Source organism: Tenacibaculum sp. TB-56, assembly GCF_059716275.2.
The window spans coordinates 1,836,163-1,851,511 of sequence record NZ_CM201367.1 but is presented as its reverse complement, the minus strand read 5'-3'; the positions used below and the strand labels follow the sequence as shown (position 1 = coordinate 1,851,511).

General features: G+C 33.3%; 12 protein-coding genes. All 12 read left to right on the top strand.

Features of this window, described 5'->3' with window-relative positions:
• Positions 1-29: 29 nt before the first annotated feature.
• The 12 genes from AC3VI6_RS08940 (at position 30) to AC3VI6_RS08885 (ending at position 14,613) form a co-directional block, all read left to right on the top strand.
• The gene (locus AC3VI6_RS08940; RefSeq protein WP_497705921.1) at positions 30-326 is read left to right on the top strand and encodes a helix-turn-helix domain-containing protein; all 297 of its coding nucleotides are present in this window, start codon (positions 30-32) and stop codon (positions 324-326) included.
• Positions 327-328: 2 nt separating this feature from the next.
• Positions 329-625, top strand: a complete 297-nt coding sequence (locus tag AC3VI6_RS08935; RefSeq protein ID WP_093026612.1) for a helix-turn-helix domain-containing protein — start codon at positions 329-331, stop codon at positions 623-625.
• Entirely contained in the window at positions 612-1,520 is a 909-nt protein-coding gene (locus AC3VI6_RS08930; RefSeq protein WP_497705920.1) for a BT4734/BF3469 family protein, read from the top strand. The genes AC3VI6_RS08935 and AC3VI6_RS08930 overlap by 14 nt, the downstream gene beginning before the upstream one ends.
• Positions 1,517-3,256, top strand: coding sequence for a DUF3987 domain-containing protein (locus tag AC3VI6_RS08925; RefSeq protein WP_121665840.1), 1,740 nt, complete (start codon positions 1,517-1,519; stop codon positions 3,254-3,256). Before AC3VI6_RS08930 ends, AC3VI6_RS08925 begins: the two co-directional genes overlap by 4 nt.
• 163 nt (positions 3,257-3,419) lie before the next feature.
• Positions 3,420-3,713: a helix-turn-helix domain-containing protein gene (locus AC3VI6_RS08920; RefSeq protein WP_113966042.1), complete on the top strand. Its 294-nt coding sequence runs from the start codon at positions 3,420-3,422 to the stop codon at positions 3,711-3,713.
• Positions 3,714-3,733: 20 nt separating this feature from the next.
• A complete protein-coding gene (locus AC3VI6_RS08915) occupies positions 3,734-5,797 on the top strand; it encodes a Piwi domain-containing protein (protein ID WP_497705919.1) in 2,064 nt (687 codons plus the stop codon).
• A gap of 58 nt (positions 5,798-5,855) precedes the next feature.
• Positions 5,856-6,167, top strand: a complete 312-nt coding sequence (locus AC3VI6_RS08910) for a DUF6660 family protein (protein WP_497705918.1) — start codon at positions 5,856-5,858, stop codon at positions 6,165-6,167.
• A gap of 123 nt (positions 6,168-6,290) precedes the next feature.
• Positions 6,291-10,625, top strand: a complete 4,335-nt coding sequence (locus tag AC3VI6_RS08905; protein ID WP_497705917.1) for a CusA/CzcA family heavy metal efflux RND transporter — start codon at positions 6,291-6,293, stop codon at positions 10,623-10,625.
• A gap of 4 nt (positions 10,626-10,629) precedes the next feature.
• Positions 10,630-11,835 carry an efflux RND transporter periplasmic adaptor subunit gene (locus tag AC3VI6_RS08900; protein ID WP_318933323.1) on the top strand — a complete coding sequence of 402 codons (1,206 nt, stop codon included), beginning with the start codon at positions 10,630-10,632 and terminating at the stop codon, positions 11,833-11,835.
• 2 nt (positions 11,836-11,837) lie between these two features.
• A complete protein-coding gene (locus AC3VI6_RS08895) occupies positions 11,838-12,251 on the top strand; it encodes a Fur family transcriptional regulator (RefSeq protein ID WP_497705916.1) in 414 nt (137 codons plus the stop codon).
• A gap of 56 nt (positions 12,252-12,307) precedes the next feature.
• Positions 12,308-12,670 carry a DUF3703 domain-containing protein gene (locus AC3VI6_RS08890; RefSeq protein WP_497705915.1) on the top strand — a complete coding sequence of 121 codons (363 nt, stop codon included), beginning with the start codon at positions 12,308-12,310 and terminating at the stop codon, positions 12,668-12,670.
• The gene (locus AC3VI6_RS08885) at positions 12,667-14,613 is read left to right on the top strand and encodes a heavy metal translocating P-type ATPase (RefSeq protein WP_497705914.1); all 1,947 of its coding nucleotides are present in this window, start codon (positions 12,667-12,669) and stop codon (positions 14,611-14,613) included. The genes AC3VI6_RS08890 and AC3VI6_RS08885 overlap by 4 nt, the downstream gene beginning before the upstream one ends.
• Positions 14,614-15,349 lie beyond the last annotated feature (736 nt).

The window sequence follows — 15,349 nt, the reverse complement described above, 5'->3', positions numbered from 1 at the left end:
TCCATTTTTAAATTAAAATTTATAAAAAGATGGACGTTAAAATAATTGAACGTTTAGAACGCATCGAAAAGTTGTTAGTAGAACAACAAACGTTGCAAAAGCAAGTATTGAATTTCAATGAAACTTGCCAGTATTTAGAACTATCACAATCGCACTTGTATAAACTTACAAGTACGGGAGCCATTCCACACTATAAACCGAATGGTAAAAAAATCTATTTCCAACGTCAGGAGTTAGACCAATGGTTACTGCGTAACCGTATTGATTCCCAAGATGAAATCGAGCAACAGGCAGCTAATTATTTAATCAAAAAAGGAAGGATTTAGTTATGACTGAAATTATCGATTTACTCTTGGCACTCTCACAAGAGATTAAGGATTTAAAAGCACGTATCGAATTAATAAGAGCTACGAGAGCAGAACGCTTAAAAGATATGTGGATTGACAATCAGGACGTAATGCAAACGCTACATATTAGCCAACGTACATTGCAAACATTCCGTTCAAATGGCACGATTCCATATAGCAAGATACAAGGTAAATTTTATTACAAAGTATCTGATATAGAGGAACTATTACAAAGCAATTATTATAACCCAAATTTTAAATGCGATGGAAATAAGTAAAGAAAGCATTTTAAAGAAAACGCATTATGGGTTAAATATTTACGCTTATGTATTAAGGCAGTATTATCCTAAATCAACAGTCCTTTCCTTAAAAGGAAGGGACTGCGGGATAACCCGCAATCCTTTTAACGGTGGTAAATCAACATTACAAATTAATGTTGTAGAAAATAAAGCGGTGCATTACGATACAGAATTAACCGATTTTAAAGGCGATGTATTCGATTTTGCATCCTATCATTTTAAAATCATTAATGAAGAAGAATTGCTACTTAAAATTAATGAGGTAATGAATCTAAATTTTGAAGTTAAAAAAGAAGATGAATTATCCTGGTTAGATGAACCTGATGATACTTGGTATGCTTACAGCAGTTTTTACAAAGCACCAATCAGAAATGTGTTACCAACTGAAAAAGTAAGATTATATCAAATATTTGAGCGTATTACAAGTGATAAGTATAAAAGTATCACAGAGCAATTTAGAGCGATTAATGACCCAAAAGAAGCACGGAAATTTAAAGCAAATCATTTTGATTATGTAACATTTTCAGGCGTGTTTTCTAAACGAAATGATGATAGCTTAATAGAGCATTCATCACTATTAACAATCGATTTTGACCATTTACAAAATCTTGAAGAACTAAAACAACAATTATTGAACGATGAATATTTTGATACCGAATTGTTGTTTACATCACCTTCTGGTGAAGGCTTAAAATGGATAATTAGAATCGATATATCTAAAGTGCCACACAACGAATATTTTATTGCGGTGGCCAATTACATAAAGCAAACATATAACATTGAGGTAGACCAATCGGGTAAAGACATTTCCAGAGCGTGTTTTTTATCCCACGATCCATTGGCATACCTACATAAAAGACATCAAAAGCTATGACAAAAATATTCAACCCGAAAGATTGGTTAGCTGTTCCAGAGCAAAAAGAAGTACCTAAAAAACCAATCAACAACAAACCGACAACGGTTGTTGCAAATGATATTGAAACATATATCAACGCTTTAGAACAATCAGGTATCGATATTACTGATACTTATGAAAAGTGGCGTGATATTGGTTTTGCTATTTCAGAGGAATACGGTGAAGCTGGACGTGATTACTACCATAGAATTAGCAGAAATTATTCAGGTTACGACCATAAAGAATGCGACGAACAGTATAATAAATGCTTACAAGCAAAAGGACACGGTATAAGCATAGCAACCTTATACCACCATTTGCATCAAGTTGGTATTAAACCAAAACAGCAACAACAAGTTGTTGAAGTATCGCAACATCCAGAGGAAGAAAAACAACCATTGCCAACAATACCTACAACAGTTTACAACAACATCCCAACATTTTTGCAACAAGTAGTAAAACCATCAGACAGTAATGAAGAACGTGATATTTTGTTGTTGGGTGCATTAACAGCATTTAGTGCTTGTTTTCCTAAATTGTTTGGTGTGTACGACCAACGGAAAGTGTTTAGCAACTTGTATTTATTTGTTACTGCACCTGCTTCAGCAGGAAAAGGGAGATTAAACCAAATTAAAAATTTGGTAAATCCTGTTCACAAAGAAAAGCGCGAACAATCCAAAACCCTAAAACAACAGCATCAAGTTGAAATGGCTACTTATAATATGAATAAGGGCAAAAGTGAAACTATGGAAAAACCGAGTAAACCACCTGAAAGAATGCTGTTTATTCCGGCTAACAATAGTGTAACAGGTGTTTATCAATTAATATCGGATAATGAAGGTAGAGGGTTAATTTTTGAAACCGAAGGAGATACTTTAGCACAAGCTTTTAAAAGTGATTACGGTAATTATTCCGATGGTTTTCGTAAAGCATTCCACCACGAAACCATTAGTTACTATCGTAGAACGGACAGAGAGTATGTAGATATTGAAAGACCTTGTTTGTCAACGGTGTTGTCTGGTACACCAAAGCAGATTCAGGCATTGGTTCCAAGTGCTGAAAATGGCTTGTTTAGTCGTTTTATGTTTTATTATATGAATATCAAACCTACTTGGAAGAACGTTTTTCAAACTGATACAACCAATGGTTTAGATGAATATTACGACCAATTAGGAAAAGAATTTTTTGGGTTATACAAAACCCTAAAAAACAATCCTGATATTGAAGTAAGGCTAACAACCGAGCAACAACAAAAGTTTAATGTGTTTTTTGAGAAGCTTCAAACCAAATACCTCAATCTTCAACCCGATGACTATATAGCAACTGTTAGACGTTTGGGGTTAATAGCATTTAGAATTATAATGTTGTTTTCTGTATTTCGCATTATGGAAGATGGTGATGTAAACCAAGTAAGATATTGTGAGGATATAGATTTTGAAAATACATTGGAAATGATAAGCGTATTAGTAAAGCACAGTAGTAAGGTGTTTAACGATTTACCTATCGAACAAAAAGAAGTAAAAAGAGCCAATCGTAAAGAACGTTTTTTAGAAGCACTACCTTATCAATTTTCAAGACAAGATTACCTAAATATAGCCGACAAAAACAAGATTCCTCATAAAACAGCAGAAGGCTATATTACTAAATTTGTTGATGCTGGTCTAATACATAGGGAAGCACATAACAATTATACAAATCCCACAAAAGCACAATAAGGATTTTGAGGATTTTAAGGAAACGAGGATTTATAAAAATACTTTATATCCTCAAATCCTTAACTTCCTCATTTCCTGTTTATAATTGTTAATATCTTTTTGTTAGTTCTTATTTTCTTTTTCTTACATTAGACAAATATTGACAAGTCAAAATATCCCCAAAATGACGTTTGGAGAATACATCAGAGAAATACGAGAAGAAAAGCAATTATTATTAAGAGAAGTTGCTTCTCAAATGAATATTGATACGGCACTTTTAAGTAAAATTGAACGTGGTACTCGTATGGCTCGTAAAGAGCAAGCTGAAGCATTAGCCAAAGTATTAAAACAAAATAAAAATGAATTGCTTCAATTCTGGATGGCAGATAAAATTGTCTTTATGTTAAAAGATGAAAAGAACAGTACGGAAATCCTCAAAATTGTAGAACAAAAAATTAATAGATTGAGCAAGAAGTAGAATTAATAAACCCAAGTATTATGAGTCAGGAACTTTATTTCAATATCATAACGTTTGATTTACCAGACAAACCAATAACTTTTTATTTAAGTAAAGAGAAAATTGGTAATGCTCAAAAGCTCTATAAAACAAAGTTTCCAACCAATATTGAAGAATTGTTTCCTGGTATAAAAGAAGAAAACCCTGATTTCATATACACATCGTTTATTTACGAAAAAGAAGGCTATCATCCCTTATCACTCAATCTAAAGGAACAACCAACCGACTTAATTAAACACTATTATAATTGGCGTATCAAAAAATTCTTTAATAGCATTAAAAAACTTGTTGGTCAAAACTTTGTGAATGATAATCAAATTTGGATAGGTAATAGATCATATCAAAATAAAAGTTTCGCGCAGTATTATAAGTTTACGGTCAAAGTACAAATTAAAGAAGTTAGTGAATATGGTGAGTTAGTTATTTCTTATGATGGTATGGCTAAAGTGTTTAAAAAACCTATTTCTGAAATTATAAAACATACCTCAACAACAAATCTTAATAAAGTTGTATATAAAATGAGGTTATTAAAATATCATAAGGAAAAGGAATTTATTGATGATAATACAATGGCTTATGCCATTTTGAATAACGATTTACGAACAGCTTTTAATATTCAACCAGAACCAAAAGATGATTCCAATAAATATATAAGTTATAAACACAAAATCGATAAGTTTATTCAACATTTCATTTTAAGTGAAGAATTTAAAAAAGTTATACCTGTTAATAATGACGATTACTTACCTGTAGAAATAAATCGAATAGGTGAAGTAAATGATGAAAGCAATGATTTAGTGTTTCAAAATGGTGTTGGTAGAAATCCCAAAATTGATTTTAAGAATTTAAAGCCTTTAAATCCTTGTCAGTTAGATAATGTGCATTTCTTCTTTATACATCATACAAGTTATACTAAAGAAGTAGAAACATTGCAAAAATTATTGGAAGATGGTACAAGTTGGTATAAAGGTTTAAATATTTATGCAGGTGTTTTAGCACATTTCGATAATAATGTCAATATAATATTTGATGATTTAGAAAATCCATTACCTCAAATTGCAAAGGGTATAAAAGATTTTAAATCAGACCCTAATATTAATTATGTTGCTATTTATTTAAGTCCTTTTAATAAGCACGAACCCAATCTTGAAAAAAAGTTAGTGTATTACAAGGTTAAAGAACAGCTTTTATATAAAAGAATTATATCTCAAGTAATAGAGTTTGATAGATTTAGAAGAAATCAACATAAGTTCATATACGATTTAACAAACATTTCATTAGCCTTATTAGCAAAATTAGATGGTACACCTTGGCAACTAAATGTCAAACCTAAAAATGAATTAGTTATTGGTGTGGGTGCATTTAAAAATACCGAAGAAAACATTCGATATGTAGCAAGTGCATTCAGTTTTAAAAATAATGGAAGGTTTAATGAATTTCATTATTTCAGTAAATCTGATGTTAAACAGTTAGGGGGTGCATTAAGTGATGCTATCTATCAATACGTACCAACAAACCAAATACCTGAAAAAATAGTTATTCACTTTTATAAGGATATGAAGGATGAGGAAATACAACCTGTTTTAGAAATGATGGATAAACTTAAATTGCCTTGTCCTTTATTTGTTTTAAATATCAATAAAACAAAATCTCAAGATATAATTGCTTTCGACCAAAATTGGAATGGTGAGCTAATACCTATGAGTGGTACTTTTATAAATATAGGCAGGAAAGATGAACACAAATATCTTTTATTTAATAATTTAAGGTATAAGACAACAGTTCAATACCCAAGTCATTCAAGTTACTCATTTCCAATAAAACTTAAAATATCAAGTCCTACACCAGAGGCTTTAAATGATAGTAAAATGATTAGAAAGCTAATAGAGCAAGTGTATCAATTTAGTAGGCTATATTGGAAATCCTTACGTCAACAAAACGTACCAATAACAATTAAATATCCTGAAATGGTTGCAGAAATAGCACCTCGTTTTGAAAGCAAGGAAATACCACCTTTTGGTCAAGAAACCTTATGGTTTTTATAATCCGAAGCCTTTTTTCTTTGAACAACCATTGCATTAAAAAATTCTTATATTTGCCTTAATGAAATTTTTAGCATTCATATTGTCAATCTATATCTTCACACTAAATTTAGTGCCTTGTGAAGATACAGGTACTTTTGACAATGAAGTTAAAACAGAAATTTCTCAAGATTTAGGTGATAACCACCAACATCAAGATGCAGATTTATGTTCCCCATTTTGTATTTGCCAATGTTGCCATATAAACGCAACTTATTTCAAATTCGCAGAAATAAAATTTGAGTTTAAATACATTTCTTCTCAAGATTTTCTCTACTTAAACGGTATAAAAAAAGATTTTACCACTTCCATTTTCCAGCCACCTAAAGTATAGTTCAGTTTTTTAATGGATAGCTATATCCAATTTTGAGCCTAAAGGGTTCATTTCATTTCGTGTAATTCTATTTTCTTATATCAGAATTATTTCGAATAGTTTAACTGAATTAATACATTTTCTATGATTAATAAAATCATTGATTTTTCAATCAATAACAAATTCATTATTGGTTTGCTTACGCTTACCATAATTGGAGCAGGTATTTGGAGTATGACCAAAGTGCCAATAGATGCTGTTCCAGACATTACCAATAACCAAGTACAGGTTATTACACAAGCACCCAATTTAGGTACAGAAGATATTGAACAATTTGTAACCTATCCTATTGAGGTGGCAATGAGCAACCTTCCCGATGTACAGGAAATTAGGTCTATTTCTCGTTTTGGTTTATCTGTGGTTACTATAGTTTTTGACGATGATATGGGAACCTATCTACCTCGTCAATTAGTAGCAGAAAAACTAAACGATGTTAAAGAACAAATACCGAGTGGTTTTGGCGAGCCAACTATGGGACCTATTTCAACAGGATTGGGAGAAATTTATCAATACACACTTAAAGTAAAACCAGAGTATAAAGACAAATATTCGGTTACTGATTTGCGCACAATGCAAGATTGGATTGTACAGCGTCAAATGGCTATGGTAGAAGGTGTAGTTGAGGTAAACGCTATAGGTGGAAAAATTAAGCAATACGAAGTAGCGGTTGACCCAAACGATTTAAACGCAATTGGATTGACCATTACAGATGTCTTTAATGCACTTGAAGCCAATAATCAAAATACAGGTGGTGCATATATTGAAAAGAACCATCAAGCCAATTTTATTCGTGGAGAAGGTTTGGTGCGTAGTTTAGAGGATATTAAAAAGATTACGGTTAAAAACACAAACAATATTCCAATTACCGTTGGCGACATTGCTACGGTACAATTTGGTGCTGCTATTCGCTATGGAGCTTTAACCCAAGATGGTGAAGGTGAAGTTGTAGGTGGATTGGTGATGATGCTAAAAGGTGCAAATTCCAATGATGTTATTGCCAATGTAAAAGAGCGAGTGGCTCAAATTGAAAAGTCATTACCTGAAGGTGTAATTATTGAACCCTTATTAGACCGAAGTAAATTAATTGGAGAAACAACTTCTACTGTAACCACAAATCTTATTGAAGGTGCATTGATAGTTATTTTTGTGCTTATCTTCTTATTGGGTAATTGGCGAGGTGGTTTAATCGTTGCTTCAACAATACCATTATCCTTATTATTCGCTTTTATTTTAATGAACGTGTTCGATGTTTGGGTAAACTTAATGAGTTTGGGAGCAATAGATTTCGGTATTATAGTTGATGGCGCTGTAATTATTGTAGAAAGTACAGTATTTCTCATTGCATCACAAGTACTAAAAAAGAAACAGCTTACATCCAAAGAGCGAGATAAAGTGGCGTCTAATGCTTCAAAAAAGATGATGAACGCTGCGTTTTTCGGTCAGTTGATTATCCTTATCGTTTTTCTACCCATTTTAGCCTTACAAGGTATTGAAGGAAAGATGTTTAAACCAATGGCATTGACCTTTATTTTTGCTATGATTGGTGCAATGGTACTGTGTTTAACCTATGTGCCAATGATGTCTGCTTTAGTGTTAAGAGCACCAAAAAATGATAAAAAATCTTATGGAGATAGATTTGTACATTGGGTTGAAGACAAATATCAACCTTTATTGGTTAGAGCCTTGCGAAAAGGTAAATGGGTAATTGGTATTGCAGTTGTGTTGTTTGGGATAACCGTTTTTATGTTTTCAAGAATGGGTGGTGAATTTATCCCGCAACTCGATGAAGGTGATATTGCATTTCACGCAATATTAAAACCAGGTAGCTCACTTACAGAAACTATTGAAACTACGACCAAAATAGAACAAATAGTAAAAGCCAAATTTCCAGAAGTCGAAAAAATTGTGAGTCGTATTGGTGTTGCTGAAATACCAACCGACCCAATGCCAATGGATATAGCTGATGTTTTTGTTATTCTGAAACCTAAAAGCGAATGGACAACAGCAGAGACAAAAGATGAATTGATTGAGAAAATGAAAGAAGCGGTTGAAATCGTTCCTGGTGTTAATTATGAATTTACTCAACCTATCGAAATGCGTTTTAATGAGTTGCTTGAAGGTGTGCGTGAAGATATTGCCATTAAACTCTATGGTGAAGACATTGACATACTATCCCAAAAAGCTGAAGAAATATCTAAAATTATTGCAGGTACTGAAGGTATTGGAGATATGAAAGCGGAAGCCACAACGGGTTTACCACAAATGACCATCAATTACAACCGGAATAAATTAGCACAATACGGACTTCAAATAAATACGCTCAATCAAACCGTACAATCTGCATTTGCAGGTGGTACAGCAGGTGTGATTTTTGAAGGTGAAAAACGCTTCGATTTAGTGGTACGTTTAAGTTCTCAAAATCGAAAAGATATTACAGATGTTCAAAATCTGTACATCAATTTACCTTCAGGTGCTCAAATTCCTTTGCGTGAAATTGCAGATGTAAGCTACAAAGCAGGACCAATGCAAATAAGTAGAGACAATACCAACAGAAGAACCTATGTAGGTATCAATGTCAGAGGTCGTGATGTAAAATCTTTAGTAACTGAAATAAAATCAAAATTAGATGCACAATTGGAACTACCATCGGGTTATTTTATTCGCTATGGTGGTGCATTTGAAAATTTAGAACGTGCCAGCAACCGATTACAAACCGTTGTGCCTATTGCATTGTTACTCATATTTATTCTAATATACTTTGCATTAAAATCACTACCTCAAACCTTAATGATTTACATAGCCATTCCAATGGCAACCATTGGTGGTGTTGTAGCCTTATGGTTGCGTGATATGCCATTTAGTATTTCAGCAGGTGTTGGTTTTATTGTGTTGTTTGGCGTTGCAGTTTTAAATGGATTGGTAATGATAAGTGGACTTAACGAATTAAAAGACGAAGGAGTAACCAACCTAAAAGACAGAATTGTTGAAGGCACTAAACGAAGAATCAGACCTATTATGCTAACTGCTTTTACAGATGTGTTAGGCTTTCTACCAATGGCGATTTCATCATCAGCAGGTGCAGAAGTACAACGTCCATTGGCAACTGTAGTTATTGGTGGATTATTAACTTCAACTTTGCTAACACTATTTGTGTTACCTATTTTATACCATTGGGTAGAAAATAAATCTTTTACGTTTAAGCCAAATAAAAAGTTAGTAACAGCAACAGCAGTTGTATTATTACTATTTGGCTTTTCACCACAAAGTAATGCGCAAGAGTTGAATGATACAATTCCCGAAATTTCATTACAGGAAGCTGTTAAACTCGCAAAAAGTAATTATCCATTATTGAAGCAAAAACAATTGGAAGTTACCAAACAAGAAAACCTAAAATCCACAGCATATGATTTTGGTTCTACTCAAATCTTTACAGGAGGTGAAGAAGTGAAAGATGGAACAGGAATCTACACAATGGTCGGTGTTGAACAATCAAATATGGATGTGTTTGGAATCGGAGCAAAACGAAAACTGCAACAACAACGCATTGAGTTGTTTCAAAAAGCATTGCAATTATCTGAATTGGAGGTAGAACTGGAAGTGAAAAAAGCGTGGGCAAAATGTTATCAGTCTATGAGAAACTTTCAGTTGTACAAAGAGCTTGATTCCATCTATGGTAATTTTGAACAAGCAGTTAAGCTGAACTTTGAAGTGGAAGCCATTTCTAAATTGGAGTATTCAGCAGCTAAAAACCAAGTGTTTCAAATTCAGAATAAAAAAGCACAGGCATACAGGGATTACCTCATAGCCATCCAACAGTTAAATCTTTGGTTGTTTGAAGACGAAATTTATACCGTATCAGATGAATGGGAAAACATTGCAGCGATTGAAACTAATAACTTATCAATAAATGAACATCCAATGGTTACTGTTTCAGAAAATCAACTTAATGTCGCCGAAGCAGAATTAAGGGCGGCAAAAGCCGATAATTTACCGAAATTGAACCTTCAAGGTGGTTTACAAAAAGTTAATGGTAATTCAGGTTTTTATACCTATCAAGCAGGAATTTCCATTCCATTCCTGTCAGGTTCAAACAAAGCCCGAATTAAATCGGCAAAAATTGACAATGCTATTGCAGAAAGTAATTTGTTATTCAAAAAACAAGAATTACAATCACAATATGCACAAGCAAAAGAAAATTATTTAAAATGGAAACTGTCTTGGGAATTTTACGAAACACAAGTGTTACCGTTAACCAAAGACCAGAAATCAGGAGCGTTGTTGGCGTATAAGGAAGGAGAAATAGATTATACCACCTTTATACAATTGGTAAAAGAAGCTGTACAGTCAGAACTGGAAGCTCAAAACGCTTTAATCAATTATTTAGAAAGTACGTTTCAATTACAATATTTTAACCAATAATAAAATGAAAACAATATCATATAAATATATCGCCGTTATTTTCGCAACACTTTTTATGGTGTCTTGTGGCAATAAAGAAAACCATTCAGAAAATGATGGACATTCTCACGATAAAACAGAACAAACCAGTGAAAATGAAGACCACCACGAAGAAGGCGAAGTAACACTTAATCAACAACAGTTTGAAGCCTTAAAAATGAAAATAGATACGTTGAGCTTACGCAATATGAGTGGTTATGTAGAGGCAAACGGCACATTGGAAGTGCCACCCCAAAGCAAAGCTGCAATTACTTCTGTAGTAGGTGCAAACGTAACATCTATAAAAGTAATTGAAGGCGATAAAGTTGAAAAAGGTAAGGTAGTGGCTTATTTGTCACATCCAAATATTATAGCCTTACAGACCGATTACCTAAACGCTTATAGCAATAGCGAACTTTTAAATAAAAATTACGAACGCCAAAAAAAATTATACGATGCAGGAGTAGGATCTGGTGCTAATTTCCAAAAGGCAGAAGCAGAATACAAAGGTTCAACGGCATTAGTAAATGGTTTGGCAGCTCAACTGAAAATTTTGAATATCAATACAGCATCAGTTCGTAATGGGAGTATCGCTCAACAAATTCCGCTACGAAGCCCCATTGAAGGTTTTGTGCAAAAAGTCGAGGTTAAGACAGGACAATATGTAGAACCACAAACTGAATTGTTCGAGATTGTAAACACACATCACGTGCACGCAGATTTAATGGTGTTTGAAAAAGATGTACATAAAGTAAAACAAGGGCAGAAAGTAACTTTTAGTGTTCAATCCATACCAGATGCAGAACTTACGGCCGAGATTTACTCGGTAAGCAAAACCTTTGAAGACAACCCAAAAGCAGTCCACGTTCACGCAGAAATAGAAAACAAAAAAGGTAACTTAATTCCTGGTATGTATATTCAAGGTAAAATTCAAGTAGATAATACCCAAACAAAAGCTTTACCAGAAAGTGCAATTATAAAAGAAGGCGAAAGATATTATGTGTTTTCAGTAGAAAAAGAAAATGACGATTGGAGCTTTAAACCTATCGAAGTTGTGCTAGGTACTAAAGATGGTGATTGGATGGCTGTTACTTTTTCTGAAGAAATACCCGTTAATACCAAGTTTGCATACAATAATGCATATTACCTTATAGCAGAAATGAAAAAAGGAGAAGCAGAACACACTCATTAATTATGGAAAGAATAGAACAATTATTAGAGTCAAAAGATATTCGCGTTACGGCAATGCGGTTGATTATTTATAAATTTCTTGCAGAAAAAGAAATTGCTGTAACGTTAAGTGATATTGAAAATGCTTTTGAAAAAGCAGACAGGACAACCTTGTACAGAACCGTAAAGACTTTTGAAGAAAAAGGCATCGTGCACCAAATAGACGATGGCACAGGGATAACAAAATATGCGTTATGCGAAGAGGGATGTAATTGTGATATTAAAAACGATTTGCATTTACATTTTCATTGTAATAATTGCAATGAAACCATTTGCTTAACAGAACATAAAATACCTCAAATAAAAGTGCCAAATGGTTTTGTGTCAGAGAATGTAAATTTGGTGGTAAAAGGTATTTGCGATAAGTGTAGTGTCTAATTATTGCACTTCCATTGCACTTACTATTAAAGTACATTTATCCAAAATTAGAGGATATGAAGTTTAATACTAAAATACCTAAACATCTAAAACAGGCGTATAACCAAGAATTAAAACAATACAGATTCTGTTTAGAAAATAAGCAGTTTGGTAATGCTTGGTATCATTTAGAACGTAGTCATATAATAGGACAATCTTATCCTATAGAACATACCTATTCACATTGGCTTATGCTAAAGTTTGGATTTAGACAAAAAGATACGAAAGAAGTAATAGGTCAAATAATTAGGTTGCTTGTGGGTGGCTGGAAATCATTTATAAATCACGTTCCACTTGGTAATACTGGTGGAGCAAACGTGCCACCATTAAAACGAATGCCTATTCCCAATGACATTGAAAAATTATTAGATATTAAATGAAAAAAAAGAAAGTCAATTTAAGAGATTTAAAACCAAATTCAGAAGTGCAACACACGCATAATGATGGTCATAATCACGGTAATGGAAGTGCATTCAAAACCTACGTGCCTGCAATAATAAGTTTTTCAATGCTTATCATTGGTATAGGTTTAGATTATTTTGATGTTTCATTCTTTAAGGATTGGATTCGTATTGCTTGGTATGGTATTGCATATCTTCCTGTAGGGTTTCCTGTTGTAAAAGAGGGTTGGATTAGTATTAAAAAAGGTGATGTTTTTACAGAGTTCTTTTTAATGTCTATAGCAACCATTGGTGCATTTGTTATTGGTGAATATCCCGAAGGTGTTGCAGTAATGCTATTTTATGCAGTAGGCGAATTATTTCAAAGTGCTGCTGTAAATCGTGCAAAAGGAAATATAAAAGCATTATTAGATGTTAGACCTAAAGAAGCCAATGTATTTCGTGAGGGAGATTATAAAAGTGTTTCGCCTGAAGTTGTCAATATTGGAGAGAAAATTCAAATTCGTGTAGGTGAAAAAATTCCATTGGATGGCATTTTATTATCCGAAAAAGCATCTTTAAATACAGCTGCGTTAACAGGAGAAAGCAAACCAGATTCCATTCAAAAAGAAGCAAAGGTTTACGCGGGTAGTATTAATTTGGAAAGCGTTATTGAAGTTGAGGTAACCAATAAGTTTGAAGACAGTTCTATTGCGAGAATATTAGACTTGGTTCAAAATGCAACAGCACGTAAATCTAAAACAGAATTATTCATCAGACAGTTTGCTCGTATCTACACACCAATTGTAGTGTTTTTAGCTATTGGTGTTACTTTTATACCTTACTTTTTTGTAGATGATTATGTGTTTAGAGATTGGTTATACAGAGCATTAATTTTCTTGGTAATATCTTGTCCTTGTGCGTTAGTGATTTCAATTCCATTAGGATATTTCGGTGGATTGGGAGCAGCTTCAAAAAATGGAATCTTATTTAAAGGTGCTTCATTTTTAGATGCAATGACCAAGATAAATACTTTGGTAATGGACAAAACAGGAACCGTAACTAAAGGTGTTTTTAAAATCAAAGAAGTAAAAGCAATTGATTGGAAAGAAACCGAATTTATGCAATATTTAATGGCGATGGAAGAACAATCCACGCATCCAATTGCTAAAGCAATTTTAGAGTATAAATCAGAAGGAGAAGATTTTGAAGCTCAAGACGTTTCTGAAATTGCAGGTAAAGGATTAAAAGGAATTGTAAATAGTAAAACAGTTTTAGTAGGTAATAAAGCATTAATGATTGCTAATAATATAGAAGTCCCAGCGGAAACGGAAAATATTGTAGAATCTATTGTATTAGTTGCAATAGATAACAAGTTTGCTGGTTATGTGGTAATAGCAGACGAATTAAAAGAAGATGCCAAAGAAACAATTACAGCATTACACAAAGTAGGCATTAAAAATATTATGATGCTTTCTGGTGACAAAGATTCCATTACTCAACAAGTCGCTAAAGAGTTGAACATCGAAAATGCAAAAGGTGATTTACTTCCAGAAGATAAGTTAAACGAAGTTGAAATATTAAAAAAGAATCCTGAAAATAAAGTAGCATTTATAGGGGATGGTATAAACGATGCGCCTGTTTTAGCAGCAAGTAACGTTGGAATTGCAATGGGTGGTTTGGGTAGTGATGTAGCTATTGAAACAGCAGACGTTATCATTCAAACCGACCAACCTTCAAAAGTAGTTAGAGCCATTAAAATAAGTCGTTCCACACGAAAAATCGTTTGGCAAAATATCATTTTAGCTTTTGGTGTTAAAGTCATTGTCTTAATTTTAGGAGCAGGTGGTTTAGCTACAATGTGGGAAGCAGTTTTTGCAGATGTAGGAGTAGCATTATTAGCAATTTTAAATGCAGTTAGATTACAACGAATGAGTTGGTAATTGTCCCCACAACCCAAAACCCAGTTTTTTCGTACCTCAAAATCCTCTGTCTTTTGTTTTGTTCCGCTATCCACCGCACTTGTAGTTTTTGGTTGCCAACCCTCACACAGCACATTGCTTATTTTATTTGCTATTATATTTTAAAAGTAGTACAATAAAAAAGCAAAGAGCTGTTGCCATCCCTCACACCAAAAACTACCCCAAGCTATGTTTACATAACGGGTAGTTATAATAGCAGCCGCTACACCCACCGCATCACCAAAGCTGTAGTTATAACGCCATTATGTAAAATAGCCGCTTTTCCCACGCTCACACCCGAACTTTTAATAAAAATCCGAACTAAACTGAAACAATAGCCATATGAAAATTTAGCTTAAAATGATGCATATTCGTTACCTTATTCAAGCTGCACAAAACCATCGTTAAGTCCAAGTATTCCTTACCTCAAGTCTTTGTTTGTTTCATTTCGTTAACAAATATAAAAGACCACTTTTCCCCACCACCCAAGTCAGCGGTTTTAAAAAAATAGGTTCATAAAATGTAGTAATACGCCATAGCATATTGCTTTTTCTCGTACCTCAAAAAAACAAAAAGCTATTGCCTAAAAGTCCTGTATAAGTAGCTTGTTTAAATGCTGTTTTATCAAACAACTATTTAAAACGCTACCCATACAAACGCTTCATCCAACGCTCAAATTGGTAATAACCTATTTTTTTAAGAGTTTATGCCCCAAAAA